The organism is Sulfitobacter sp. M39 (assembly GCF_021735935.1).
Taxonomy (GTDB): domain Bacteria; phylum Pseudomonadota; class Alphaproteobacteria; order Rhodobacterales; family Rhodobacteraceae; genus Sulfitobacter.
The window spans coordinates 2504942-2530273 of the sequence record NZ_WMDZ01000001.1 but is presented as its reverse complement, the minus strand read 5'-3'; the positions used below and the strand labels follow the sequence as shown (position 1 = coordinate 2530273).

At 61.4% G+C, this 25332-nt stretch carries 23 protein-coding genes; 14 read left to right on the top strand and 9 right to left on the bottom strand.

Annotation, left to right across the window (positions count from 1 at the left end; translation table 11 throughout):
* Positions 1 to 7 precede the first annotated feature (7 nt).
* The 13 genes from GLP43_RS12210 to GLP43_RS12150 all read left to right on the top strand — a co-directional run bounded on the left by GLP43_RS12210 (position 8) and on the right by GLP43_RS12150 (position 14556).
* Positions 8 to 259: a DUF2484 family protein gene (locus GLP43_RS12210; protein WP_005854125.1), complete on the top strand. Its 252-nt coding sequence runs from the start codon at positions 8 to 10 to the stop codon at positions 257 to 259.
* Complete coding sequence (locus tag GLP43_RS12205) at positions 256 to 516, top strand: DUF2484 family protein (protein WP_237279522.1); 261 nt, start codon at positions 256 to 258, stop codon at positions 514 to 516. Before GLP43_RS12210 ends, GLP43_RS12205 begins: the two co-directional genes overlap by 4 nt.
* Entirely contained in the window at positions 513 to 794 is a 282-nt protein-coding gene (locus GLP43_RS12200; RefSeq protein ID WP_237279521.1) for a hypothetical protein, read from the top strand. The genes GLP43_RS12205 and GLP43_RS12200 overlap by 4 nt, the downstream gene beginning before the upstream one ends.
* Before the next feature lie 68 nt (positions 795 to 862).
* Positions 863 to 1792 carry a UDP-N-acetylmuramate dehydrogenase gene (gene murB, locus GLP43_RS12195; RefSeq protein WP_443069469.1) on the top strand — a complete coding sequence of 310 codons (930 nt, stop codon included), beginning with the start codon at positions 863 to 865 and terminating at the stop codon, positions 1790 to 1792.
* An 89-nt stretch (positions 1793 to 1881) separates the two neighbouring features.
* Complete coding sequence (locus GLP43_RS12190; RefSeq protein WP_237279519.1) at positions 1882 to 2802, top strand: D-alanine--D-alanine ligase; 921 nt, start codon at positions 1882 to 1884, stop codon at positions 2800 to 2802.
* Positions 2790 to 3677, top strand: a complete 888-nt coding sequence (locus GLP43_RS12185) for a cell division protein FtsQ/DivIB (RefSeq protein WP_237279518.1) — start codon at positions 2790 to 2792, stop codon at positions 3675 to 3677. Before GLP43_RS12190 ends, GLP43_RS12185 begins: the two co-directional genes overlap by 13 nt.
* A 4-nt stretch (positions 3678 to 3681) precedes the next feature.
* Positions 3682 to 5016: a cell division protein FtsA gene (gene ftsA, locus GLP43_RS12180; RefSeq protein WP_037944512.1), complete on the top strand. Its 1335-nt coding sequence runs from the start codon at positions 3682 to 3684 to the stop codon at positions 5014 to 5016.
* A 172-nt stretch (positions 5017 to 5188) separates the two neighbouring features.
* A complete protein-coding gene (gene ftsZ / locus GLP43_RS12175; RefSeq protein WP_237279517.1) occupies positions 5189 to 6829 on the top strand; it encodes a cell division protein FtsZ in 1641 nt (546 codons plus the stop codon).
* Between the two features lie 349 nt (positions 6830 to 7178).
* Complete coding sequence (lpxC, locus tag GLP43_RS12170; protein ID WP_237279516.1) at positions 7179 to 8102, top strand: UDP-3-O-acyl-N-acetylglucosamine deacetylase; 924 nt, start codon at positions 7179 to 7181, stop codon at positions 8100 to 8102.
* 211 nt (positions 8103 to 8313) lie between these two features.
* Positions 8314 to 9186, top strand: coding sequence for an outer membrane protein assembly factor BamD (locus tag GLP43_RS12165; RefSeq protein ID WP_005854107.1), 873 nt, complete (start codon positions 8314 to 8316; stop codon positions 9184 to 9186).
* 38 nt (positions 9187 to 9224) lie between these two features.
* Positions 9225 to 10886: a DNA repair protein RecN gene (gene recN / locus GLP43_RS12160; RefSeq protein WP_237279515.1), complete on the top strand. Its 1662-nt coding sequence runs from the start codon at positions 9225 to 9227 to the stop codon at positions 10884 to 10886.
* 79 nt (positions 10887 to 10965) lie between these two features.
* Positions 10966 to 12651 carry a chloride channel protein gene (locus tag GLP43_RS12155; RefSeq protein ID WP_237279514.1) on the top strand — a complete coding sequence of 562 codons (1686 nt, stop codon included), beginning with the start codon at positions 10966 to 10968 and terminating at the stop codon, positions 12649 to 12651.
* A 144-nt stretch (positions 12652 to 12795) separates the two neighbouring features.
* Complete coding sequence (locus GLP43_RS12150) at positions 12796 to 14556, top strand: calcium-binding protein (RefSeq protein WP_237279513.1); 1761 nt, start codon at positions 12796 to 12798, stop codon at positions 14554 to 14556.
* A 57-nt stretch (positions 14557 to 14613) separates the two neighbouring features.
* Here GLP43_RS12150 and GLP43_RS12145 read toward each other — a convergent pair whose 3' ends face one another.
* The 5 genes from GLP43_RS12145 to GLP43_RS12125 all read right to left on the bottom strand — a co-directional run bounded on the left by GLP43_RS12145 (position 14614) and on the right by GLP43_RS12125 (position 20734).
* Positions 14614 to 14958 carry a DUF427 domain-containing protein gene (locus GLP43_RS12145; protein ID WP_237279512.1) on the bottom strand — a complete coding sequence of 115 codons (345 nt, stop codon included), beginning with the start codon at positions 14956 to 14958 and terminating at the stop codon, positions 14614 to 14616.
* Positions 14959 to 14998: 40 nt separating this feature from the next.
* Positions 14999 to 16789: an aminopeptidase P family protein gene (locus GLP43_RS12140; protein WP_237279511.1), complete on the bottom strand. Its 1791-nt coding sequence runs from the start codon at positions 16787 to 16789 to the stop codon at positions 14999 to 15001.
* A 57-nt stretch (positions 16790 to 16846) separates the two neighbouring features.
* Positions 16847 to 18724 carry a cobaltochelatase subunit CobT gene (gene cobT / locus GLP43_RS12135; protein ID WP_237279510.1) on the bottom strand — a complete coding sequence of 626 codons (1878 nt, stop codon included), beginning with the start codon at positions 18722 to 18724 and terminating at the stop codon, positions 16847 to 16849.
* A gap of 155 nt (positions 18725 to 18879) precedes the next feature.
* Positions 18880 to 19866 carry a cobaltochelatase subunit CobS gene (gene cobS / locus GLP43_RS12130; RefSeq protein WP_237279509.1) on the bottom strand — a complete coding sequence of 329 codons (987 nt, stop codon included), beginning with the start codon at positions 19864 to 19866 and terminating at the stop codon, positions 18880 to 18882.
* Between the two features lie 241 nt (positions 19867 to 20107).
* Positions 20108 to 20734: a J domain-containing protein gene (locus GLP43_RS12125; RefSeq protein ID WP_005854091.1), complete on the bottom strand. Its 627-nt coding sequence runs from the start codon at positions 20732 to 20734 to the stop codon at positions 20108 to 20110.
* Between the two features lie 75 nt (positions 20735 to 20809).
* On the opposite strand from GLP43_RS12125, the gene GLP43_RS12120 reads away from it, so the two are divergent.
* Positions 20810 to 21067 (top strand): BolA family protein, encoded by a 258-nt coding sequence (locus GLP43_RS12120; protein WP_005854089.1) that lies wholly within the window; start codon positions 20810 to 20812, stop codon positions 21065 to 21067.
* A gap of 21 nt (positions 21068 to 21088) precedes the next feature.
* Here GLP43_RS12120 and GLP43_RS12115 read toward each other — a convergent pair whose 3' ends face one another.
* The 4 genes from GLP43_RS12115 to GLP43_RS12100 form a co-directional block, all read right to left on the bottom strand.
* Positions 21089 to 21631 (bottom strand): DUF4177 domain-containing protein, encoded by a 543-nt coding sequence (locus tag GLP43_RS12115; RefSeq protein WP_237279508.1) that lies wholly within the window; start codon positions 21629 to 21631, stop codon positions 21089 to 21091.
* A 45-nt stretch (positions 21632 to 21676) separates the two neighbouring features.
* On the bottom strand, positions 21677 to 22144 hold the full coding sequence (locus GLP43_RS12110; RefSeq protein WP_237279507.1) for a thioesterase family protein: 468 nt from the start codon (positions 22142 to 22144) through the stop codon (positions 21677 to 21679).
* A 79-nt stretch (positions 22145 to 22223) separates the two neighbouring features.
* On the bottom strand, positions 22224 to 23735 hold the full coding sequence (gene gatB, locus GLP43_RS12105) for an Asp-tRNA(Asn)/Glu-tRNA(Gln) amidotransferase subunit GatB (RefSeq protein WP_074634474.1): 1512 nt from the start codon (positions 23733 to 23735) through the stop codon (positions 22224 to 22226).
* Positions 23736 to 23858: 123 nt separating this feature from the next.
* On the bottom strand, positions 23859 to 25172 hold the full coding sequence (locus tag GLP43_RS12100) for a hypothetical protein (RefSeq protein ID WP_237279506.1): 1314 nt from the start codon (positions 25170 to 25172) through the stop codon (positions 23859 to 23861).
* Between the last annotated feature and the right edge of the window lie 160 nt (positions 25173 to 25332).

Genomic DNA, 25332 nt, shown 5'->3' with positions numbered 1-25332 from the left:
GCCGGTCATGACCTTGCTTTGGGCTTGCATCCTGTGGGTCTTTTGCTCGGCCACGGTGGCGACGCTGCCCATGCGTCTGCAATATATTCCCGGTGTGATCCTGCTGATTGCCGCACCGGTGCTGATCATCCTGATCGGTCTTCAGGTGGGTTGGCTCTATAGCCTGCTTGCTCTTGCTGCCTTTGTGTCGATGTTCCGCAATCCCTTGCGCTTTTTGCTGGCCAAGCTGCGCGGACAAAACCCGGAGGTTCCAAAATGAGTATATCACTGGTTCTTGCCTGTTTTTGGGCGGTCGTCGCCAATGTGTTGGCGATGACGCCCAGCTCTGACCAACACTGGCGCAGCGCCTATGTGTTGATTGCCGTCGGCATCCCCGTCCTGGGGTTTGTCACCATGCAGCACGGCCCTTGGGTCGGGATGCTGGTACTTGCGGGCGGGTGTTCGGTGTTGCGCTGGCCGGTGATCTATCTGATGCGCTGGCTGCGCGGTACCGCTGTGCGGAATGGTGCAAAGTGAACCTGACGCTGGTGATCCTGATTAGCATCCTCGTGGTGTGGATGCTTGCCGCGGGCTGGTGCGGGCTGGTGCGCCGGTATGGCGGCTTTGTGCTGGTCCTGCTGGCGGGGCTGGCGCTGAACTGGGCGTGGATGATCTGGGGCCTTGGCGCGAAACCGCTGGAGCGTCCGGTGTTCATGGCGCAAGCCGCTGCCACGGGCTATGCGGTCTGCGCGTTTCTTGCCGGCTGGCTGGCCGGACGTATCACGCGCGAGTTGCGGGCCAACCGGCCTGATTGATTGGGCGGTTTTTGGCGCGCTTCGGGCGCATGTGGAAAATTGACCTCCCTCCCAAAGCGGGCTAGGCGATGGGCATGACAGATATTTCCTTTCCCGACATGCGCGGTAAGCTGACGCAAAACCGCCCCCTAGCTGATCTGACCTGGCTGCGCGTGGGCGGTCCTGCTGACTATTTCTACCAGCCTGCCGATGCGGATGATCTGGCGGCTTTCATGAAGGCGCTGCCCACTGATGTCGTGGTCATGCCGATGGGGGTCGGGTCGAATGTGATCGTGCGCGACGGCGGCTTGCGCGCTGTGGTGATCCGGCTGGGGCGCGGGTTCAACACCATCAGTTGCGAGGATGGAATCGTCACCGCAGGTGCCGCGGCGCTGGACGCCCATGTCGCGCGCAAGGCAGCGGACGCGGGGCTGGACCTGACCTTCCTACGTACAATCCCGGGTAGTATTGGCGGCGCGGTACGGATGAACGCGGGCTGCTATGGTGCCTATACTGCTGATTATTTCATCAGCGCTGACGCGATCACCCGCACGGGCGAACAGGTCACGCTGGGGCCGGATGATCTGCAATTCGCCTATCGCCAGACCGCTTTGCCTGACGGGTATGTCATCACCTCCGCCCGTTTCGCGCCCCCCAAAGGCGAGGCGCAAGCGCTGCACGCGCGGATGGAGGACCAGCTGCGCAAACGCGACGAAACCCAACCCACCAAGGACCGCAGCGCGGGGTCGACGTTCCGCAATCCGGCGGGGTTTTCCAGCACGGGGCAGGCGGATGACCGCCATGATCTGAAGGCGTGGAAGGTCATTGACGACGCCGGTTTGCGCGGTGCTACCTTGGGTGGCGCACAGATGAGCCCTAAACACCCGAATTTCCTGATCAACACGGGTTCCGCAACGGCAGCAGACCTTGAAGCATTGGGTGAAATGGTGCGAAAAAAGGTTTACGATTCTAGCGGGATTACGCTAGAGTGGGAAATTATGCGGATCGGCGAAAAATAAACGTTCGAGCGTCATGATTTAGGGCCTGCAAAAGGCCCGCTATAGAATGAATAAGGGTCGCAACAGGCCCATTTAAAAAGGCAGATTGAGTGGGATTGTCGAGCAGGACACCCCCGAGAGTTGCAGTATTGTTGGGTGGCCCCTCGGCGGAACGCGAGGTGTCTCTGTCAACAGGGCGCGCCTGCGCAGCGGCTTTGCGGGACCGGAGTTTCGAAGTCATCGAGGTCGATTGCGGCCCCGACCTTTGTGCCGATCTGGGCGCTGCTAAACCCGATGTCGTTCTAAATTGTCTGCATGGCCGCTGGGGCGAAGACGGCTGCGTGCAGGGTTTGCTGGAATGGATGGGCCTGCCTTACACACACTCCGGCGTGCTGGCCTCTGCCCTTGCGATGGACAAACAGCGCAGCAAAGAAGTTTTTCGTGCCGCGGGTTTGCCTGTGGTGGAAAGCTTGATCGTGTCGGCGGCGACCGTGCGGGGGTCGCATGTGATGGACCCACCCTATGTGGTCAAGCCGAACAACGAAGGTTCATCCGTCGGTGTTTACCTTGTCGAGATCGAGAACAACGGCCCGCCACAGTTGGATGATGCCATGCCCGCCGAGGTCATGGTCGAGAAATTCATCCCCGGTCGCGAACTGACCACCACCGTGATGGGCGAACGTGCGCTGACCGTGACCGACATCCACACGACGGGCTGGTATGACTATGACGCCAAGTACAAGGCGGGCGGGTCGACCCATGTGGTCCCTGCCGATATCCCGCACGAGATTTTTGAACTCTGCATGGATTACGCCCTGCGGGCGCATAACGCGCTTGGCTGTCGCGGTGTCAGCCGTACGGATTTCCGTTGGGATGAAAGCAAGGGAGCAGCTGGGCTGTTCCTGCTGGAAACCAACACCCAGCCCGGCATGACCCCCACCTCGCTGTCGCCCGAACAGGCGCAGGCGGTTGGCATTTCCTTTGGCGAGCTATGCGCCTGGATGATCGAGGACGCATCATGCAATCGTTGATCAAACGCGTCAAACCCGCCAAGCCGGCCAAGGCAGATCCCGCACCGTCACGTTGGGCGTGGCGGATGCAGCGTTTGATGCTGACGCCGACCTTTCGTTTCGGGCTGCGCGTCGGGGTGCCGTTCTGCTTGGCGTTGGCAGCGGGGACGATCTATCTGTCGGACGAAGCGCGGCGGGGACAGTTGGCCGATGTCTATGCCAATGCCCGCACCAGCATCCAGCAGCGCCCTGAATTCATGGTCAAGCTGATGGCGATTGATGGTGTCGAAGGCGTTTTGGCCGCTGACGTGCGTGCTGCTGTGCCTGTCGAATTTCCAACCAGTTCTTTCGATCTTGATCTGCCTGCATTGCGGCTGGCGATCACCGATCTTCCCGGCGTCAAGCAGGCATCGCTGCGGGTGAAACCGGGCGGCGTGTTGCAGGTGTCGGTACAGCCACGGGTGCCGGTCGCTGTTTGGCGCAGTCAGGACGGGCTGCTGCTGATCGACGCCGAGGGCAGCCCCATCGGCCAGCTTGTATCGCGCGGCGATCGCACGGACCTGCCCCTTGTGGTGGGCGAGGCGGCGAACCAGCGCGTGAGCGAAGCGCTTGAATTGATCCGCACGGCGGCTCCGTTGGGGGAGCGGCTGCGCGGTTTGGTACGCATGGGAGAGCGGCGATGGGACGTCGTTCTTGACCGTGAACAGCGTATCTTGCTGCCCGAAACCCAGGCCGTTCAGGCGCTGGAGCGGGTGATCGCGCTGGAAGGCGCACAGGATGTGCTGGCCCGCGACGTCGCGCGGGTAGACATGCGGTTGGCCCAACGGCCCACCGTGCAAATGAACAAGGACGCCACACAAGAATTGTGGCGCATCAGGCAGATTTCGGGACAGTGAAAAGATGATGGACCTATACGATAGTCAGCGATCCATGCGCCACATGCGTAAGCTTGCGATGCAACGCGGCGTGGTGGCTATTCTCGATGTGGGCACGTCAAAGATCGCCTGCCTGGTGCTGCGGTTTGACGGCACGGGCCGCGTCTCTGAAGAGGGGGAGATCGGGTCGCTTGCAGGGCAATCCGGTTTTCGCGTGATCGGGGCTGCGACCACACGGTCGCGCGGGGTCCGCTTCGGCGAGATCTGCGCCATGCAGGAAACCGAACGCGCTGTGCGTACCGCGCTGCAGGCGGCGCAGAAAATGGCGAACATCCGTGTGGATCACGTGATAGCCTGTTTCTCGGGTGCTGAACCGCGCAGCTACGGTCTGGATGCCGCGCTGGATCTGGAAGGGCAGGTCGTGTCCGAGCAGGATGTCGCGCAGGTTCTGGCCAATTGCGACGTGCCCGAATACGGCGAGGGCCGTGAAGTGCTGCATGCGCAGCCGGTGAACTTTGCGCTGGATAACCGGTCGGGCCTGTCCGATCCCCGCGGCCAATTGGGCAATACCCTGTCGGTCGATATGCATATGCTGACCGTGGACGCGGCGGCGGTTCAACACCTTGCCCATTGTATTAAACGCTGTGACCTCGAACTGGCGGGCGTTGCATCTTCGGCCTATGTCTCGGGTATTTCATCGCTGGTCGAAGATGAGCAGGAGCTTGGTGCCGCTTGTATTGACCTTGGCGGCGGGTCGACCTCTGTTTCGATCTTCATTCGCAAACACATGATCTATGCCGACAGCGTGCGCATGGGCGGGGATCACATCACCTCTGACATCTCTATGGGGTTGCAGGTGCCAACGGCCAACGCCGAACGGATCAAGACCTTTTATGGCGGGGTGCATGCGACAGGCATGGACGACCGCGAGATGATTGATATCGGTGGCGACACCGGTGATTACGAGCACGACCGTCGCACTGTCAGCCGCGCCGAGCTGATCGGCATCATGCGCCCCCGTGTCGAAGAAATTCTGGAAGAAGTCCGCGCCCGTCTGGATGCCGCGGGTTTTGACCACCTGCCAAGCCAGCAGATCGTGCTGACCGGCGGCGGCAGTCAGATTCCGGGCCTAGATGGTCTGGCAAGCAAGATTTTGGGCCAACAGGTCCGTTTGGGCCGCCCGCTGCGCGTGCACGGCCTGCCACAAGCCGCAACCGGTCCGGGTTTCGCCTCTGCCGTAGGGTTGGCGCTTTTCGCCGCGCACCCGCAAGACGAGTGGTGGGACTTCGACATTCCCGCCGACCGCTACCCATCCCGGTCGTTGAAGCGCGCTGTCAAGTGGTTCCGCGACAACTGGTAACCCCCAGATGCGGTGCGCGCGTCGAAATCATGAGAAAACCGGCAAAAAAACGCCCATATAATGTGTCAAAACCGTGTTTTCTAGGTGACGCATGGGCGTTCTCCCTATACAATAAGGGGGATTGCACAAAAAATGCTCCGTAAGCGAGCTAAACAATACAGGCGGATGGCTCATGACCCTTAATCTTTCAATGCCCGGACAGGGCGACCTGAAACCCCGCATCACAGTGTTTGGTGTTGGCGGGGCAGGCGGCAACGCCGTGAACAACATGATCGAGAAAGAACTCGACGGTGTTGATTTCGTGGTTGCCAACACAGACGCGCAAGCGTTGCAGCAAGCCAAAGCGGAAAGCCGCGTTCAGCTGGGCATCAAAGTGACCGAAGGTCTGGGTGCGGGCGCGCGCGCAACCGTGGGTGCTGCCGCTGCCGAAGAAAGCATTGAACAGATTGTTGACCATCTGGCCGGCGCGCACATGTGCTTTATCACCGCCGGTATGGGTGGGGGCACCGGGACAGGGGCCGCGCCGATCATCGCACAGGCTGCGCGTGAACTGGGTGTTCTTACCGTTGGTGTCGTGACCAAGCCGTTCCAGTTTGAGGGCATCAAGCGGATGCGTCAGGCTGAAGACGGTATCGAGGCGCTGCAAAAGGTCGTCGATACACTGATCATCATTCCCAACCAGAACCTGTTCCGTCTGGCGAATGAAAAAACCACCTTTACCGAAGCATTCTCCATGGCGGATGACGTGCTGTACCAAGGTGTCAAAGGCGTCACGGATCTGATGGTCCGCCCCGGCCTGATCAACCTCGACTTTGCGGACGTGCGCGCCGTGATGGACGAGATGGGCAAAGCGATGATGGGCACCGGCGAGGCAGAGGGCGAAGATCGCGCCATCCAGGCCGCCGAGAAGGCCATCGCGAACCCGCTGCTGGACGAAATCAGCCTGCGCGGTGCCAAGGGCGTTCTGATCAACATCACCGGCGGTCACGACCTGACCCTGTTCGAACTGGACGAAGCGGCGAACCGTATCCGCGAAGAAGTCGACCCAGACGCGAACATCATCGTGGGTTCCACGCTCGACACCGAACTGGGTGGCGTTATGCGCGTGAGCGTTGTTGCCACAGGGATCGATGCGGTTGACGTCAACACCGAGATGCCCGTGCCGCGCCGCTCCATGTCGCAGCCATTGCCTGCTAAAGCGCCAGAGGTTGAACAAGCCCCCGCCGCCGAAGCACCTGCACAGGTTGCCGCACAAGCCGAGTACGAAGAAGAGCCACAGCAGCAGCTGTTCCAGGAAGAGCCCGCTATCAACCACAGCGGTTTCTCTGACACATCCTATGAAGACGAAGCGTCGGACGCAGATGATCTGCCACCCCCCGCCTACCGTCCCGAGGTCGCGTCCTTCCAGCCGCGCCGCGAAGAGGTGAATGTCGACGCGCAAGAGCAAGAGGCGTTTGTCGCGCCACGCGCCCCTGCACCCGGGACCCCATCGCCCGAAGCACTGGCTCGTCTGCGCGCAGCCGCGCAAAAAGCATCGCCAAGCCAGCAGCAACAGCGTCAACCACAAGCGCAGCCACAGCAGCAGCGTCAACAACCCGCCGCCGAGCAGGGCGAGAAGCGCTTTGGCATCAACTCGTTGATCAACCGCATGACCGGTCACGGTGAGGCGGAAACACAGCAGCAGCGCCCCGTACGTCAGCAGCCGCCGGTTCAGACCCGCGCGTCCTCTGCCGCGCCACAGCCGCGCGACGTCCAGGACGAAGATCAAGAGCGGATCGAAATCCCCGCCTTCCTGCGTCGTCAGGCGAACTAAGCTTACCTAAGATGTCCTCGTAAACGTCCGAAAGGCCACCCTTAGGGGTGGCCTTTTTCGTTGGCGCCACAACTTTAAGCGTGCTGCGTTGCAGCAATTTGCGGGTGCAGGCCAGTAACATTCGTTGAAATATTGTTGTTATATGTTCACGCTTCGCGGTCATTTCAGGGGCGATCTGCGACCTGAAACATATATATAACAGTGGCTTATTGGGGGTATGCGCACGTTAACGCCCAATTGTGACAGTGATGTTTCAGACGGTAGCAATGATTGAATTGAGCATTAGGAACGGCCCCGTTAGGACAGAGTTCAACTTAGACAGATGATCTTTGGACAGTGAGTATTGACCGTGCAGACAACCATTAAGACAGCGATCAGCTTTAGCGGCACCGGCCTTCATTCCGGCCGTCCTGCAACTGTGACGATCCGTCCGGCTGGCGCGCATCACGGTATCTGGTTCTCGCGCAGTGACGTGGATGTGGGCGACCGCCTGATCCCCGCCCGCTGGGATGCGGTGAATCGCTCGCCCCTTTGCACCAAGCTAGAAAATGCGGCGGGTCTGCAAATCTCTACTGTTGAACACCTGATGGCCGCACTGGCCGGTTGTGGCATCCACAACGCGCTGGTCGAGATTGATGGCCCCGAAGTGCCGATCCTCGACGGCTCTGCCGCGCCCTTCGTGCGTGGTATCATGCAGCGCGGCGTGCGCGTGCTGGCGGCCCCTGTGCGCGCTTTCGAAGTGCTGAAAACGGTCACCGTGACGGATGGAGAGGCCTCGGCCACTATCGCACCGGCAGAGACCCTGAAGATCGACTTTGTCATCGACTTCGCCGATGCCGCCATTGGCCATCAGGAAAAGTCGCTGGTCATGAACAACGGCAGCTTTGCCCGCGAACTTTGCGACAGCCGGACCTTCTGCCGTCAGGCGGATGTAGACGCGATGCAGGCGAACGGTCTGGCATTGGGCGGTCACGCTGGTGAAAATGCTGTGGTCTTCGACGGCGACCAAGTGCTGAGCCCCGGTGGTCTGCGTCATGACGATGAACCCGTGCGCCACAAAATGCTGGATGCTTTGGGTGATCTGGCGCTGGCTGGCGCACCGTTGATCGGCCATTACACCGGCGTGCGCGCCGGCCACAGCCTGACCAACACGCTGCTGCGGGCGCTGTTCGCGACCCCAGGTGCCGTGCGCATGGTTGAATGTGACGCGCAAATGGCGTCGCGTCTGCCCGGCTTTGGCCTTGAGTGGGACGAAATCCCCGCCGTTGCCTGAAAGCGGTAACGCGATGTCGCAGGGCAGGGCGTTAACGACGGTTGAAACTCCGGTGGGGCTTGGGTAATCCTTTGTTTACGATTTGGCCCGTCGACAGCCGCCCTTGCAGGGGACTGCCGAATGGTCGTTTTGTTGCGCGAAACCTTGTGCTAGTCACGGGCAAAGGCGTATCGTGAAACGTGACGCAGAGTTTAAAGCGAGGGTGAAACGCATGACGGGTACGATGTCGCGCAAGCGGGTGGTCGGTGCGGTGCTTTTGGCGGGCGTTCTTGGCGCGTGCGGTGGTGCTCAGGATACGGGTCGGACGACCAACAGCTTCTTCAACCCTCAGGAAATTCCGCTTGAAACATACTCGGCCGAGCAGATTTACGAGCGTGGCGAATTTGAACTGAACCGCAAACGCCCTGCCGAAGCGGCTGAATATTTCTCCGAGATTGAACGCCTTTACCCCTATTCCGAATGGGCCAAGCGGGCGCTGATCATGCAGGCTTTCGCCTATCATCAGGATCAGGATTACCCCAACAGCCGCTCTGCCGCGCAGCGCTATATTGATTTCTTCCCCGATGATGATGATGCGTCTTATGCAAGCTACCTTCTGGCCCTAAGCTATTATGACCAGATTGACGAAGTTGGCCGCGATCAGGGGCTGACCTTTCAGGCGCTGCAAGCGCTGCGTCGCGTGATCGAGGATTATCCAGACAGCGAATATGCACGGTCTTCCGTGCTGAAATTCGATCTGGCGTTTGACCATCTGGCGGGCAAGGAAATGGAAGTGGGGCGCTATTATCTGCGTCGCAAACACTATACCGCGTCGATCAACCGCTTCCGCGTCGTGGTCGAGGATTTCCAGACAACCACCCACACCGCCGAGGCGCTGCACCGTCTGGTAGAGGCGTATCTGTCGCTGGGTCTCACGGACGAGGCGCAGACCGCAGGTGCCATTCTGGGGCACAACTACCAGTCCACCGAGTGGTACGAGGCAAGCTATAAGCTGCTGACCGGTCAGGGCCTTGAAATGAAGTCCTTCGGCGATAACTGGTTGACCGCGATCTACCGCCAAACGATCAAGGGCGAATGGATCTGACCCAAGCGCCTTTTGACGGCCCACACGGATAGTGACCCATGCTACGCGGCCTAGATATTTCGGATATGCTAATCATCGACCGGCTGGAACTTGCGTTTCAGCCGGGTTTGAACGTTCTGACCGGCGAAACCGGGGCCGGTAAATCGATCTTGCTTGATAGTCTCGGGTTCGTGCTGGGCTGGCGCGGGCGCGCCGATCTGGTGCGTCAGGGCGCGTCTCAGGGCGAGGTCACGGCATGGTTCGACCTGCCCGAAGGCCACGCAGCCCACGCGGTGCTGGAAGAAGCTGGCCTGCCCGGCGGGGGCGAGCTGATCTTGCGCCGCATCAACGGGTCTGACGGGCGTAAAACGGCTTGGGTCAATGACCGCCGCTGCTCGGGCGAGGTGCTGCGCGCGCTGTCGGAAACGCTGGTCGAATTGCACGGCCAGCATGACGACCGCGGGCTGCTTGACCCCAAGGGCCACCGCGCCATTCTAGATGAATTCGCGGGCACCACCGCGCTGCGCGACAAGGTGCGGCAGGCGTGGTCTGCCTTGGCTGCGGCGCGCAAGGCTGCCAAACAGGCCGCCGTCGAACGCGAGGCCATTGCCGCCGAAGAAGAATACCTGCGCCACGCCGTGGCAGAGCTTGACAAGCTGGACCCGCAAGCGGGCGAGGAAGAACAGCTCGACGCGCGCCGCCGCCTGATGCAAAGCGCCGAAAAGATCCGCAGCGATGTGGTCAACGCCTACGAGATGATGGGGCAGGGCGGGGCGGAGACTCAGTTGGGCGACGCTCTGCGCTGGCTCGACGGGGTGGCCCATAAAGCCGACGGCGCGCTAGAGGCCCCGATGGCTGCGCTTTCGCGTGCGATGGTCGAATTGGACGAGGCGATGGAAGGCGTGGTCGCCGCCATCGACACCATGTCGTTCAACCCGATCGAGCTGGAAGAAACCGAAGAGCGCCTCTTTGCCATCCGCGCGATGGCCCGCAAGCACGAGGTGCTGGCCGACGATCTGGCGGGCTTTGCCGATACACTACGCGGCAAGCTGGACGCGCTCGACGCGGGCGAAGCGGCACAGGCGGGGCTGGAGAAAGCCGTGCGCGACGCCCAAGCCGGCTATGATGCCGCTGCCGACGCGCTGACCGATGCGCGCCGCAAGAAAGCGGGCAAGCTGGACAAGGCCGTCGCGGCAGAGCTTGCCCCGCTCAAGATGGAGCGCGCGGTTTTTGCCACGCAGATCTCCGAGGAAACGCCCGGACCGGAAGGCCGCGATGCGGTGTCCTTTACCGTGGCCACCAACCCTGGCGCGCCTGCGGGCCCACTGGGCAAGATCGCATCGGGCGGGGAGCTAAGCCGCTTTCTGCTCGCGCTTAAGGTCTGTCTGGCCAAGGGGCAAACCGGCCTGACGATGATCTTTGACGAAATCGACCGGGGTGTCGGCGGTGCGACTGCCGATGCGGTGGGGCGTCGTCTGGCGGCGCTGTCACAGGGCGGGCAGGTGCTTGTTGTTACCCACTCTCCCCAGGTTGCCGCTTTGGGCGCGCATCATTGGCGCGTGTCCAAGGCCGTGTCCAAGGGCATGACCCTATCGACCGTCACGCCGCTTTCTGCACCAGAACGCGTGGACGAGGTCGCGCGGATGTTGGCTGGGGATACGATTACCGATGCGGCACGCGCCGCCGCGCGCGAGCTTTTGGGCGAAGAATTCGCCAGCTAGCGGCACAGTCTTGAATGCGGGGGTTTTAACGCAGGCGGCTCTGTCCTAGACATGTGTAAACCCTGACAGCAAAGCCGCCATGCCTTTGAAACCGCGCCCCTTTCTGAACCAGCAGTATAACACATGGTGCAGCCATGCGCGTCTGGGGTGGGATGTGTTGCGTGAAAAAGGGCCGGGCAAGGTCACCTTCTGGTTCATCGCGCTTGCAATCGGCATCTCGGCTGGCTTTGCCGCGCTGTTTTTTCGCAAAGGGATCAACGCATTACAAGCGTTTCTTTATGGCACCGAAGATGTGCAGCACCTGCATAGTTTTATCGGCAGCCTTGATTGGTATTGGGTCGTTCTGATCCCCACCATCGGCGGGCTGACCGTGGGGCTAATCTTGCATAATTTCACCCGAGACGCCCGTGTGCGCAGCGTCGGCGATGTGATCCTTGGCGCGGCATTGCACGAAGGTCGGGTGGAAACACGGGCCGGTATTGCGTCGGCGCTGGCCTCGCTGATCACGCTGAGCACCGGCGGATCGTCAGGGCGAGAAGGGCCGGTGGTCCACCTTGCGGGCGTGATCTCGACCCTGGTGAGCCGCCGGATCAATGCCAGCGGCATTACCGGTCGTGACCTGCTGGGCTGCGCCGTTGCGGCGGCCGTCTCTGCCAGTTTTAATGCCCCGATTGCAGGCGCGCTTTTCGCGCTCGAGATCGTGTTGCGCCACTTTGCCGTGCACGCCTTTGCCCCGATCGTGATCGCCTCGGCCGCGGGCACGGTGATTAACCGGTTGGAATTCGGCGGTCTGACCGAATTCGCCCTACCCACCGTGGGCGATATGTCCTTCTATGCCGAGCTGCCCGCCTTTCTGCTGCTGGGGCTGACCTGCGGCGTGGTGGCAGTGTTTCTCATGCGCGGTATCTTCTGGGCCGAGGATTTCGGAAACTTCATACAGGCGCGCAGCAAGCTGCCGCGCTACCTGCGCCCTGCCGTGGCAGGGGCAATCCTTGGGGTGATCGCGCTGTGGTTCCCCCATATCATCGGCGTCGGATACGAGACGACGACCCGTGCGTTAAGCGGTGACATGATCCTGCACGAAGCCGTTGTCTTTGCCGTGCTCAAGATCATCGCGGTGTCGATCACCCTTGGCGGGCGGATGGGCGGCGGGGTGTTTTCGCCCTCGCTGATGTTGGGGGCGCTGACGGGGCTGGCCTTCGGGTTGATCGCCACGGGCGTCTTTCCCACGATGTCAGGGGCCACGTCGCTGTATGCGCTGGCGGGCATGGGCGCGGTGGCGGCTGCCGTTCTGGGAGCGCCGATCTCTACCACCTTGATTGTATTCGAACTGACCGGAGACTGGCAGACAGGTCTGGCGGTGATGGTCGCTGTCAGCATGTCGACCGCGCTGGCCTCGCGTCTGGTGCACCGCAGCTTCTTCCTGACGCAGATGGAACGCCGCGGTATCCACCTTGCCGCCGGCCCTCAGGCCTATCTGCTGGGGATGTTCATGGTGGGCCGCATCATGCGCCGCCCCGACGACCTGCGCGCCGCGAACCAAGAAACCTGCTGGGACTTGATCGGAGAGGGGACGTATATCGATGGCACCGCCACCCTAGAGGCCGCAATGCCGATCTTTGAACAAAGCGGCGCGGCATTTATTCCCGTGGTCACGCTCAAGCCCGAATCGCCGCCCGAACTGCTGGGTGCGTTGTTCCATGTAGATGCCCTCAAGGCCTACAACCGCGCCTTGGCCGAGACAGCAGCCGAAGAACACTCCTGATTGTCGCTGAATTTGTGACAATGGGTGTGACGCGATCGAACTGTCCCAAAATATTTAAATGCGCCTGAAATGTGGCGGTATTTTGTCTTTCTTGCGATGGCCCCGGTGACTACACTTCTAGGAATAACTTAGGGGAATTTTAACATGCTTGGATTGACTTTACTGCCAGCGCTCGCGCTTTTGGGATTTGCGGGATTGATTGGCAGCGACAGCGATGACGATGATACCAACGACGACATGCAAGACGTGGCAGAGCCCGAGGTTGCAGACCCGCAGATCGCCACGCAGCAGGGCACCAACGGCCCTGATCTGGTCACGGGCACGGGCGCGGATGATGACATCGACGCGTTTGGCGGTGACGACACGGTAAACGGTTTTGGCGGCGATGACACGGTGCAGGGCGGCGCGGGCAATGACCTGCTGAACCTTGGCGGTGGCGACAATCTTGGAAATGGCGAAGAGGGGCGCGATACCGTCAACGGCGGGCCGGGTGCCGACACATTGCTAGGCGGGAATGGCGCCGACAGTCTTTCAGGCTTCGGGGGCACCGATGACCTGTCCGGCGGGCAGGGCAGCGATATGCTGCGCGGTGGTCTGGGTGATGATCTGCTTAACGGCAACAACGGCAGCGATACGCTTGATGGCGGTGCCGATAATGACACCCTGATCGGCGGCAGCGGCGACGACAGCCTTGGCGGCTTTGGCGGCGCAGATTCCCTCGTGGGTGGGCTCGGCTCCGACAATCTGGACGGCGGTGCCGATAATGATACGCTTTTGGGCGGCGGGCTGATGGACACGCTCTTTGGCGGTTCCGGCGATGACGTGCTGCGCGGTGGCACCAACAACGATCGGGTCAACGGCGGGTCCGGCGATGACGACGCCCAAGGCAACTTTGGCGCGGATACCGTGCTGGGGGGGCGCGGCAACGACACGCTAAGCGGTGGTGAAGGCTTTGACTACATCGAAGGGAACGACGGCGACGACATCCTGATGGGCAACGAAGGCAACGACGGGCTCAGCGGCGGACAGGGCAATGACACGCTGATGGGCGGGGTTGGCAGCGATACGCTTAGCGGGCTGGCGGGCGATGATGTGCTTGACGGGCAGGGCGGGAACGACCTGCTGAACGGCAACATCGGGAACGACACGTTGATGGGCGGCGGGTTGAACGACACGCTGAATGGCAATGGCGGCGACGATGTGATCAGCGGCGGCACTCAAAGCGATCTGATCAACGGCGGCAGCGGCGACGACGATCTGTCTGGCGACGCAGGAGCCGATACGATCAACGCGGGCCCCGGCAATGATACGCTGACGGGCGGCGAGGGGCCGGACAAGCTGGCGGGCAACAACGGCGACGACCAGATTGACGGCGATGCTGACAATGACGCGCTATTCGGCGGCATGGGCGACGACACGTTGAACGGCGGGGCGGGGAATGACTTCCTGATCTCGGGGCTGGGGACTGACAGCATTGACGGCGGTGCCGGAGACGATGTGATCCGCGCGTTCGACTTCAACCTCAACGGCAATGTGTCGGGCGATACCGATACGATGGCAGATGTCGTGCTGGGGGGCGAGGGCAACGACACCATCAGCGCCAACGACGGCGATACCGTGACAGGGGGTGACGGGGCCGATGTGATCAATGCCATCGGCTATGATCAAGTGGGCAAGGCCCCGGTCATCGTGACCGACTTTAACCTCGCCGAAGACGGGCTGTACCTACAGGAAACCCAAGGCTCGCCCGCGCAATTTGCCCCCGGTGACGGGATGTTCGAAATCCGCGCCGCGGATAATGGCACCGACAGTGAACTTGTGGTCAACGGCAATGTCGTGGTGATCGTGCAAAACACCAGCGCCGCCGATCTCAGCGCGGACACAAGCTGGCTGCTGAACGCATAAGAGGGGCCGCAGCCCCCCCTGCTTCAATCTTGAATTTCTAGGGCCCTCTCGGGGGCCCTAGATTTGTTCGACCGCAACCTCGGGCAATTGGTAGAAGGCCAGATGGCCCTTGATCTCGGCGACATCCTCGCTGGGGTCCTCGTAGGACCATGCCACGTTTTCCAACGTCCGGCTTTTGGTCACGACCGAGAAGTAATGCGCATCGCCCTTGTGCGGGCAGTGGGTGGTCTTGTCGGTCTTGTCCAGAAACGCCATGGCGATATCCGAACGGGGGATATAGATCACCGCGTCTCGGTCACCTTCGCGCAGCTCAAGCGCATTACGTGTCTCGGCCAGTACCGCGCCCCCTGCGCGCACTGTCCATGTTCCGTTCGACTTCAATATCTTGATATGGTCTGCCATTGCTGACCGTCCTCCCTGAATGAACTGAAATATATCGCGCTCAAACCGGCGCTGTTGCCGCATCCAACCACAGTTTTGCAACCGGTGATAGCCGCGGCCCGATCTTTTCCGCAACGTCGCGATGATAGGCGTTCAGCCAGTCGCGGGCGTCTTGGGTCAGCATCTGCGGCACGACCAGCCGCGTGTCGATGGGCGCAAAGCTCAGCGTCTCCCACGACAGCATGGCGTGATGCGCGTCCCCGCCTGGCAGATCAGGCGCAGACCGCACCACGGCAAGGTTTTCCAGCCGGATGCCAAAGGCCCCCTCGCGGTAATAGCCGGGCTCGATGCTCAGGATCATGCCTTCGGACAGAGGCACCGTGCTCAGCTTGCTCAGACGTTGCGGCCCTTCGTGCACGCTCAGATAGGCCCCGACGCCATGGCCCAGCCCGTGATCGAAATCCTGCCCCGCCATCCAGAGCGGCAAACGTCCCACAGCCTCGATATCGCGCCCGGCCAGCCCTTGGGGCCAGCGCAGACGGCTCATGGCGATCAAACCGTTCAGCACACGGGTAAACGCCTCTTTCGCCTCGACCGGCGGCGTGCCGATGGCGATGGTGCGGGTGATGTCGGTGGTGCCATCCAGATATTGCCCGCCCGAATCCAGCACCAGCAGATGCCCGTCTTGCAGAACGCTATCGGTGTCCTCGGTCACGCGGTAGTGCATGATCGCACCATTGGGGCCGGTGCCGGCAATGGTCTCAAAGCTGATCTCTTGCAAGGCCGGATCACTGCGGCGCGCGGTCTCCAGCTGGGTCACCACCTGTGTCTCCGTCACGCTGCCCGCAGGCTGCGCGTCCAGCCAGGCCAGCACCTCGACCAAGGCCGCCCCGTCGCGCAAATGCGCCGCGACAGAGCCTTCGATCTCCGCCGCGTTCTTGCAGGCTTTGGGCAGGGCGCAGGGGTCGTCGCCCCAGACGATCCTGTCGCCCAAAGCGTCCGAGACAGCTACAGGCACGGTGGCCTTCTCGACCAGCACGGGACCCGACAGGTCGCCAAGAGCATCCAAAAACGCCTCTGGCGCATGAAGGGTCACGTGCTCGCCCAAATGCGCCTCAAGCCCCTCCAGCTTGGATGGGGCGACGAACGCGTCCACGTGGCCCGCGCTGTGCAGCACGGCAAAGCCATGCACAACCGGATTGCGCGCAATATCGGACCCGCGGATATTCAGCAGCCAACACAGGCTGTCGGGCAGGGTGATCACCGCGGCCCCACGGCCCTTGTCGCGCAGCCCTTCGGCCAGCCGCGCGATCTTGTCGCCATGGGCCTCGCCCGCATAGTCGATTGGGTGGACCTTGGCGGGGTTCATGGGCGGTGCAGGCTGGTCTTCCCAGATACGGTCGACCAGATTGTCGGTGCGGCGCAACGTGATGCCGCTGCCGTCCAAGGCGTCCTCAAGCTGGGCGATCTGTCCGGCGGCATGCAACCACGGATCAAAGCCGATAACGCCACCCGCAGGTAACTCTGCGCGCAGCCATTCGGCCAGCGAGACTTCGGGCCAGGCTACGGGCGTATAGACATCCGCCACCTGCGCCTTGACCTGCGTGCGATAGCGCCCGTCGATAAACACGCCCGCCACATCGCGCAAAGCGGCACAGAAGCCCGCCGATCCGGTGAACCCCGTCAGCCACTTCAACCGGTCATCACGAGGGGCAACATATTCCCCCTGATGCGCGTCGGCGCGGGGCACCAGAAACCCGTCAAGCGCCTCTGCTTGCAGCTCTTTGCGCAGCGCCGCCAGCCGTGGCGGCCCTTGTTCCGGCCGCGAGGTTACCTCGAACGATTGAAACATATCCCCACCCCATTCTTCATTTTGCTCTTAAAACTCCCCGCGGAGCGTCTCTGACCCTCAGCTTGCGCGGCGCATGCCCATGACACGGGCCCGCGCGCGGGGATCGGTATCAAACAACGCCGCCAGCTGTTCGGTCATCGCACCGGCCAGCTGGTCGACATCGGTGATCGTAACGGCGCGGTCATAATAGCGAGTGACGTCGTGGCCGATGCCGATGGCCAGCAGTTCCACCGCCTTGCGTTTCTCGACCATGGCGATCACGTCGCGCAGGTGTTTTTCCAGATAATTCGCAGGGTTCACCGACAGGGTGCTGTCATCCACAGGCGCGCCGTCGCTGATCACCATCAGGATCTTGCGCGCCTCGTGGCGGGCGATCATCCGGCGGTGCGCCCATTCCAGCGCCTCCCCGTCGATGTTCTCTTTCAGCAAACCTTCCTTCATCATCAGCCCCAGATTGGGCCGCGTGCGCCGCCAGGGGGCGTCGGCGGATTTATAGATGATGTGGCGCAGGTCATTCAGACGGCCCGGCTGGACCGGACGGCCGTCGTTCAACCAGGCCTCGCGGGCTTGGCCGCCTTTCCAGGCGCGGGTGGTAAAGCCCAGGATCTCGACCTTGACGTTGCAACGCTCCAGCGTGCGGGCCAGAACATCGGCGCAAATCGCGGCGATGGAAATCGGCCGCCCGCGCATCGAGCCGGAGTTATCCAGCAGCAAGGTCACACAGGTATCGCGGAATTCGGTGTCCTGTTCGACCTTGAACGACAGCGGGGTTGTGGGGTTGGCCACGACACGGGCCAGACGACCGGCATCGAGCGTGCCTTCCTCCAGATCGAATTCCCACGACCGGTTCTGCTGCGCCTGCAAGCGACGTTGCAGCTTGTTCGCCAGACGGCTCACCGCGCCTTTCAGCGGTTCAAGCTGCTGGTCCAGATAGGCGCGCAGGCGTTCAAGCTCTGCCGGTTCGGCAAGGTCTTCGGCCCCGATCACCTCGTCATGATCGGTCTGGTACACCAGATAATTCGGGTCCGCGTCCGAGGCTTGCGGCGGGGCGGGCGGCTCCATCGGGGCGTCGCCATCGGGCATCTCGGCCTCTTCGCCAAGCTCCTGATCGGCGGTGTCATCCATCGACACCTGCGCCTGCGATTCATCCTGCTGCTGCTCTTGCGACTGCTCGGGCGAGGCTTCTGCCTCGTCGTCGTCCTGGTCGTCCTGACCGGTGCTATCGGGCTCTTGCTCTTCTTCGGTGCCTTCTTCCTCGGCGCTGTCTTGGTCGTCGTCGCCTTGGTCGGGGTCGTCGCCCAGCTGGTCACCATAGCCCAGATCAACGATCATCTTGCGCGCAAAGCGGGCAAAGGCGGCCTGATCATCCAGCGTGTCGTTCAACGTCTCGAGCGTGCCACCGGCCTGATCCTCGATATAACCGCGCCATAGCTCCATTGCGTTGGCCGCACCGGCGGGCATGTCACGCCCCGTCGCCAGATGACGCACCAGATAGCCTGCCGCCGTCGCCAAAGGCACGTCCGAGGGTTGCTTGGCCTGATCATAGCCCTTGCGCAGGGAGTCGTATTTGATCTTGGCATCGATATTGCCCGCGGTGCCGGGCATGTCGCGGGCGCCCACGGCTTCGCAGCGGGCGGTTTCCATCGCTTCATAAAGATCGCGGGCCATGTCACCGGCGGGCATGTATTTCGCATGGGTCTGGCCGTTGTGATAGCGCCGGTTCAGCGCCAGCGCGTCGGCGGTGCCACGAGCCAGCAAGACTTCCTCGCGGGTCATGCGACGGCTGACCTGCGGCAAGCGCATGGAATCCCCGCTCAGCCCCGACGGATCAACCGAATAGGTGACCGTCAGCTCTGTATCATTTGACAGCACCTTGGTCGCTTCGGCCAAAGCCTTTTTGAACGCGTCGGCGGGGTTATCTGATTGTTTGCTCATGTCATTCTCCCATCCGAGTGCGGCCGACCTGCGGCTTTGGTCACCGCGGCCACACGAAACGGGGCGCTGCGGTCAGACTGTCGCCCACCGACCAAGCTGCCGGTGGACGTCTTGTTCTTCACCCCTGCCAACGTGCGCACGGGGTGGATCGTGGTTTAGCCAAGGCTCAGGCTGGCGGCAGATTCCGGCAGCTCTTCGTCGAAGAGACGTTGATAGAATTCGGCCACGGTCTGGCGTTCCAGCTCGTCACATTTGTTGAGGAACGACAGGCGGAAGGCATAGCCCACGTCGCGGAAAATCTCGGCGTTCTGGGCCCAGGCAATCACGGTCCGCGGCGACATAACGGTCGAGAGTTCGCCATTCATAAAGGCGGTCCGCGTAAGGTCGGCGACGGTAACCATCTGCTTAATCGTCTTGCGGCCCTTGTCCGTGTTGTAATGCGGGTTCTTGGACAGAACGATCTGGGTTTCGGCGTCGATGCTCAGATAGTTCAACGTGGCGACCAGCGACCAACGGTCCATCTGGCCTTGGTTGATCTGCTGCGTACCGTGGTAAAGACCCGTGGTGTCGCCCAGACCAACAGTATTGGCGGTGGCGAAGATGCGGAAATAGGGGTGAGGTTCGATCACCTGGTTCTGGTCCAGAAGCGTCAGCTTGCCGTCTACTTCCAGCACACGCTGGATGACGAACATCACATCGGCGCGGCCCGCGTCATATTCATCAAACACGATCGCTGTGGGGTTGCGCAGGGCCCACGGCAGGATGCCTTCCTGAAAATCCGTGACCTGCTTGCCGTCTTTCAGCTTGATCGCGTCTTTCCCGATCAGGTCAATCCGGCTGATGTGGCTATCAAGGTTGACGCGGACACAGGGCCAGTTCAGCAGGCTTGCCACCTGTTCGATGTGGGTGGACTTGCCCGTCCCGTGGTAGCCCTGAACCATCACGCGGCGGTTATGGTTGAAGCCTGCAAGGATCGCCATCGTGGTGTCGGGATCGAATTTATAGGTGCTGTCCAGATCGGGAACGCGGCTTGTGCGCTCTTCAAAGCCATGAACGACCATGTCGGTGTCGATGCCAAAGACTTCGCGAACGGAGATCTCTTTGGTGGGTTTGGTTGTGAGGTCCAATGAGGTCTCGGCCATATTCTGTACGTCCTTCATGCTTCTGTCTTGCGCACCGCTTGCGGATCAAGGGTGGCGTCCACGGCAACATATCTTTCCTGAGCGCGAGGGAAAGGGGCAATTCGCACCTGCGGCAAAACCGCGAATCCCTGTGTCACATGGAAAAGGGGCGGCGCATTTATCTGCACCGCCCCATCTATATGGCTCTCAAGCCCGCCATAGGCGGTTGCCGATGCCCTCGGCCCGCCGGAATGCCGCAGCGTCAGTCCTTAAAGTTGCGGCTGCCCTTCAGCTGGTCCCAGGCCCAGACGACGAGCTGCAGCTGCTCTTCCTGGCTGCGGTCCCCGCCGTTCATATCGGGGTGGAGCACCTTGATGAGCGCCTTATAGGCCTTGCGCACTTCGGGTTTGGTCCAGGTGTCCTTGGCCTCCAGGATTTCGAGCGCGCGGCGTTCCGTGGGGGGAAGGCGGCGACCGGCTGCAGGCCCTTTGCCGGGGTTCTGCGTCGCGTTCTTGCCCAGTACCTGATGCGGGTCCTCGATGCCCAAACGCGCCCAGGCCCGTGCTTCGGGGTCGCCCAGAGGCTTGGTCGTACGCTCCCACACTTTGTCCTTGGACTGCTGGGCGTTCAATTCGGCTTCTGTTGTGCCGTCAAAGAAGTTCCACTTGAGGTTATATTCGCGCACGTGTTTCTGGCAGAACCAGAAATAATCATCCAGCACGTCCGGTGCTTTGGGCGCGCGGTACTTGCCCGGTTCTTCGCAGCCTTCGTGCGAACAGACGCGTTGCGATGTCTCGGACGCACCGGACATCCCGCGACGGCCGCGGGGATTTTTCTTTTTCGAAGACGACACGGACATGTCGAATCCAAAGGGATCACTTTTGGGCATGATATGGACCTTTCCGACTCAGGCCGGTCAGTTTAGACCTTGGGCTGTGAGATTGAAGGGGGGCTGAGCTAAAAAATGTCAGTGACACAAGAAATTGCCGACCGGCTGGAAGAGGCGTTTGCCCCGTCGGAATTAAGCGTCGTTGACGATAGTGAAAGCCATCGCGGCCACGGGGGCTATCGCGAGGGCGGCGAAAGTCATTTTAATGTGAAAATCCGGTCGGCCCATTTCAAGGGGCTGAACCGTGTTGCGCGGCATCGTGCCGTGCATGGCGCGCTTGGCCCCGATCTGATTGGCCGTATTCACGCGCTTGCGCTGGATCTCGACGTTTAAACCCTGCGTCACGGTTTGCGGCTAGTCTGCCGTCTTATCCGTCTTTGCCGTTTCCGTTTCGGGTGCCGTGGTGTCTACCTCGGTCTTCGGGGCGGGTTCCGCGGCTGTGGCGGGCGTTTTCACGGTGGTTGATTTGCGGCGCGAAGCCAGCGCGTTCAGCAGGGATGGGGCCACCACGGCGGTCTTGCCGTCGTCTTTCGTCTCGCCATGCTCATCCTCGAAATAGGGCGCGTCGCTTGTATCCTCTGCATCGGCGGTTTCTGCATCGGGCATATCGGCATCCGGCGGGGGAAGTAGCTCTGTCGGGGCTATTTGGTCCTCGGGCTCGGCCTCGCGCAGGCGGCGGAACACCAGCACATTGCGCCACTCTGTCGTGCTGCCGGTCAGGCCCGCGCGTTCGATCGACGGCAGGGTCTCGGCCCGTTGATATTCCCATCCATACCCTGAAAGACCGTTCATAAGCTCTTGCAGCGCATGGGAAAACCGCGCTTCCGCCCCTTTGACGTTCTTGGCTTTCAACCCTTTGGTCGGGGCGGGCACAACTTTGTATTCATAGCGTGGCATGGCGGCTGGCTTTCAAATCAATACGGGGTAGTCAACGGGGTACACTCAGCGTTTCAGACCAATCTTGCGGCCCGCTTGTTCAGGATAGGGCAAGCTGGCATGAGCTGTTTTCATCGCCTCGAGCCGCGCCATGATGTCGGCGGGCATGGGGGCCACGCGGGGGCCGGACTGGTCGATGTGCAGCGTCAGCGCCTCGCCCGTGGCGGCAAGCCATCCGTCTTCGTGCCAAAGCTGCGTGAAGGTATGGAAACGTTTTTCATCAAAGTCGAGCAGTTGGAAGGTGCAGTAGGTCGACGCCCCTTCGTGCAGCTCGCGCAGATAGCAGACGTGGAATTCGGCGACATAGGTGGTGTGGCCGGTTTTCTGATACTCTGGCCCGAACCCGATCTGGTGATAGGCATCATCGACGGCGTTATCCATCAGCACCGAATAATAGGCCATGTTCAGGTGACCGTTAAAGTCGATCCATTCGGGCTGCACGATGCGCGGCGATGACCGGAAGGGCGTGTCCATAAATGACCTTTCAGAGGATGTCAGGGGGGAGCGTGGCAAGAAAAGGGCCGGGGTTTTTGGTGAACCCCGGCCCGATGCCTTAGCCGTTCAGTTTTTGCGCGACGATCTGGTTGACCGCTTTGGGGTTCGCCTTGCCGCCCGTGGCCTTCATCGTCTGACCGACGAACCAACCGGCGAGCTTTGGATTCTCGCGCGCTTTGGCGACTTGATCGGGGTTCGCGGCGATGATCTCGTCCACGGCGGCCTCGATCGCGCTGGTGTCTGTGACCTGCTTCATCCCGCGTTCTTCAACGATCACCGCAGGATCACCGCCTTCGGTATAGACAATTTCAAACAGGTCCTTGGCGATCTTGCCCGAAATCGCATCCGAGGCGATCAGATCAATCACACCGCCAAGCTGAGCAGGGCTAACGGGGCTGTCGGTGATGGCTTTCTCGTCTTTCTTGAGACGGCCAAACAGTTCGTTGATCACCCAGTTCGCCGCCATCTTGCCGTCGCGACCCTGTGCGGTCGCCTCGAAATAGCCTGCGCTGTCCAGATCCGAGGTCAGCACCGAGGCGTCATAGTCGCTGAGGCCGAAGTCTTTGATAAAGCGCGCTTTCTTGGCGTCGGGCAGTTCGGGCAGGTTGGCACCGATGTCGTCCACCCACGCCTGTTCGATCACCAGCGGCAACAGATCGGGGTCGGGGAAATAGCGATAGTCATGCGCCTCTTCCTTGGAGCGCATGGAGCGGGTTTCCTGCTTGTCCGGATCGAACAGGCGGGTTTCCTGCACCACTTCGCCACCGGCCTCGACGATGGCAATCTGGCGTTTCGCCTCGACCTCGATCGCTTGCTGGATGAACCGCATGGAGTTCATGTTCTTGATCTCGCAGCGCGTGCCCAGATGGCTGAAGTCCTGTGTTTCCTGATATTTTTCATACTGACCGGGCAGGCAGATCGACACGTTCACATCCGCGCGCATGGCACCGGATTGCATGTCCCCGTTACACGTCCCCAGATAGCGCAGGATCTGGCGCAGTTTGGTCAGATAGGCGGCTGCCTCTTCGGGGCCGCGAATGTCGGGGCGGCTCACGATCTCCATCAGCGCAACACCGGTGCGGTTCAGGTCGACGAAGGACATGTTCGGGTCCATGTCGTGGATCGATTTGCCCGCGTCCTGTTCAAGGTGGATGCGTTCAACGCGCACCAGCCGCGCCGTGCCGTCGCCCAGTTCCACCAGCACTTCACCTTCGCCCACAATGGGGTGATAAAGCTGCGAGATCTGATAGCCCTGTGGCAGGTCGGGGTAGAAATAGTTCTTGCGGTCAAAGGCGCTGTGCAGGTTGATCTCGGCCTTCAGGCCCAGACCCGTGCGCACGGCCTGTTCGACGCAGTATTCGTTGATGGTAGGCAGCATGCCGGGCATGGCCGCGTCAACGAAAGCGACGTTGTTGTTCGGCTCGGCCCCGAATTTGGTCGAGGCGGCGGAAAAGAGTTTTGCGTTCGACAGAACCTGCGCGTGCACCTCCATCCCGATGACCAGTTCCCAGTCATGTTTGGCACCCGCAATGGTGCGCACTTTGGGGGTGTCATAGGTCAGGTCAAGCATGGGGGCACCTTTGGCGTCAGAAACAGAACGCCTTGGTCATAAGACAGGGGGCGGGGTGCTGCAAGAGGCAGGCCGCGCCAATGCGCGCACGGACCGGCCCAGAGGTGCGGCCCGAGGGCGATCTTAGGCAGGCGTGGCCTGTGGCCCCTTGCTGGTGAACACGATCCGCTGCCCCGAGGCGAGCTCGGAACGGAACAGGCTGGTCATCACCTGCATCGCATCCTCGCGGCCGGACGCGGCGAACTTATGCGGCGACCGGATGCGCAGGTTGTTGTCAAAGCCGTGGGCGGCATGGGCCCAGATCATCGGGTGCAATTCTGTCAGATGTGCACGGATGATCCATTCGGTGCAGGCACCGATGCGGGCGCGGATGCTGTCGGCGCGTTCGTTTCCGCCGCCGCCAAAGCTGGTCATATTGGCGCAATAGGCCGCCAGCAGGTTCGCGAAATAGGCGGTGGAGTGATGGGCAAGTATGTCGCGCAATCCGTCGATGAAATAGTCTACGTCCAGATTGGCACAGGCCGTATCGTCAGAGCAGATCGCGTCAAACATCACCCAGGTATAGCCACCGGCCCCCCAGACATTCTGTACCCGCGCGGCGGTGCGTCGGGCTTCAAGCTCAAGCTCTGAATAGCCGCCGTGATGGCGCGGCAGCAGGTGGTTGCCCAAGGCGCGCATGGGGCGCGGGTTCAGCGGGTTGAGCATGATCAGCTTTTCGTAGCTTTCGCGCAGCCCGCCTTGGTGGTTGAACGGCCCGCTCGCATGGGCGCAGCAGGTGGTCGCCACAAGCGCGCTAGTGGGATGCTGGGCAATGAAGGGGGCGATGATCTCTCCGGCGCGCTCGAAATGGGCGATGCAGGCGTCGCGATTGCGTTGCGGCAGCACGTTGCTTTCGCCTTTGCCGCGCCATGCCCAGCCGATGTCGATATGCGCCTGTGCCACGACGCAGGCGACGACGTAATCGTCTTGATGCTCGTCCAGCACATGTTCGAAATCCTCGATCCCGCTCAGCAGGGCTTTGGCAAAGCCGCTGTCAACGTCTTCGATCGCGTGCTCCGTCGCCATCACCACATCGGCACGGGCACCATAGGCGATCAGCTCGGCCACAGGCATGGACCCGGGGGTGAGCGTGCCATCGGCGTCTGCCGCGCGGATCACCTTTGACAGCGCCGCCCAATTCTCCTGCCGCACCAAGCCTTGGCCCAACTGGTGGTTTTCATCGCAAAGACGGTCCTCGGCGGTGGGATCAGGGCAGTCGATGCTGAGCATTTCATGAGGCGACGGGGGTACAGCATCAGGGCGCGGCGCGGCAGTTTGCGCGGTTTTCTGAGGCTGCGGGCGGGGCTCTTGGCTGCGCGGCGTTTGGCCAAGATCGTCAGAATCCAACAGCAGCGTCGGGACGCTTTTGCGTTTGAATAAATTCTTGAGGTGCCGCATCGTTTGTCCAGTCCTATATGAACCCGTCTTCTGTTGAATAAAGTGGCGGTATAATTGGGCACCAAGATGGCATCGCGATGGTTAGTCTGGGATTTGCCGATCGTCTGAACACGGCATTAAGGCTGAATAATGCCTGATTGTTCAAAGACCGGCGACGATG

Excerpts from the sequence above, each read along its gene's own strand:
- GLP43_RS12210 (WP_005854125.1), top strand. The coding sequence starts at position 8 with ATGACCTTGCTTTGGGCTTGCATCCTGTGGGTCTTTTGCTCGGCCACG.
- GLP43_RS12205 (WP_237279522.1), top strand. The coding sequence starts at position 256 with ATGAGTATATCACTGGTTCTTGCCTGTTTTTGGGCGGTCGTCGCCAAT.
- murB (WP_443069469.1), top strand. The coding sequence starts at position 863 with ATGGGCATGACAGATATTTCCTTTCCCGACATGCGCGGTAAGCTGACG.
- GLP43_RS12185 (WP_237279518.1), top strand. The coding sequence starts at position 2,790 with ATGCAATCGTTGATCAAACGCGTCAAACCCGCCAAGCCGGCCAAGGCA.
- ftsA (WP_037944512.1), top strand. The coding sequence starts at position 3,682 with ATGATGGACCTATACGATAGTCAGCGATCCATGCGCCACATGCGTAAG.
- ftsZ (WP_237279517.1), top strand. The coding sequence starts at position 5,189 with ATGACCCTTAATCTTTCAATGCCCGGACAGGGCGACCTGAAACCCCGC.
- GLP43_RS12165 (WP_005854107.1), top strand. The coding sequence starts at position 8,314 with ATGACGGGTACGATGTCGCGCAAGCGGGTGGTCGGTGCGGTGCTTTTG.
- recN (WP_237279515.1), top strand. The coding sequence starts at position 9,225 with ATGCTACGCGGCCTAGATATTTCGGATATGCTAATCATCGACCGGCTG.
- GLP43_RS12155 (WP_237279514.1), top strand. The coding sequence starts at position 10,966 with ATGCCTTTGAAACCGCGCCCCTTTCTGAACCAGCAGTATAACACATGG.
- GLP43_RS12150 (WP_237279513.1), top strand. The coding sequence starts at position 12,796 with ATGCTTGGATTGACTTTACTGCCAGCGCTCGCGCTTTTGGGATTTGCG.
- GLP43_RS12145 (WP_237279512.1), bottom strand. The coding sequence starts at position 14,958 with ATGGCAGACCATATCAAGATATTGAAGTCGAACGGAACATGGACAGTG.
- GLP43_RS12140 (WP_237279511.1), bottom strand. The coding sequence starts at position 16,789 with ATGTTTCAATCGTTCGAGGTAACCTCGCGGCCGGAACAAGGGCCGCCA.
- cobT (WP_237279510.1), bottom strand. The coding sequence starts at position 18,724 with ATGAGCAAACAATCAGATAACCCCGCCGACGCGTTCAAAAAGGCTTTG.
- cobS (WP_237279509.1), bottom strand. The coding sequence starts at position 19,866 with ATGGCCGAGACCTCATTGGACCTCACAACCAAACCCACCAAAGAGATC.
- GLP43_RS12125 (WP_005854091.1), bottom strand. The coding sequence starts at position 20,734 with ATGCCCAAAAGTGATCCCTTTGGATTCGACATGTCCGTGTCGTCTTCG.
- GLP43_RS12120 (WP_005854089.1), top strand. The coding sequence starts at position 20,810 with ATGTCAGTGACACAAGAAATTGCCGACCGGCTGGAAGAGGCGTTTGCC.
- GLP43_RS12115 (WP_237279508.1), bottom strand. The coding sequence starts at position 21,631 with ATGCCACGCTATGAATACAAAGTTGTGCCCGCCCCGACCAAAGGGTTG.
- GLP43_RS12110 (WP_237279507.1), bottom strand. The coding sequence starts at position 22,144 with ATGGACACGCCCTTCCGGTCATCGCCGCGCATCGTGCAGCCCGAATGG.
- gatB (WP_074634474.1), bottom strand. The coding sequence starts at position 23,735 with ATGCTTGACCTGACCTATGACACCCCCAAAGTGCGCACCATTGCGGGT.
- GLP43_RS12100 (WP_237279506.1), bottom strand. The coding sequence starts at position 25,172 with ATGCGGCACCTCAAGAATTTATTCAAACGCAAAAGCGTCCCGACGCTG.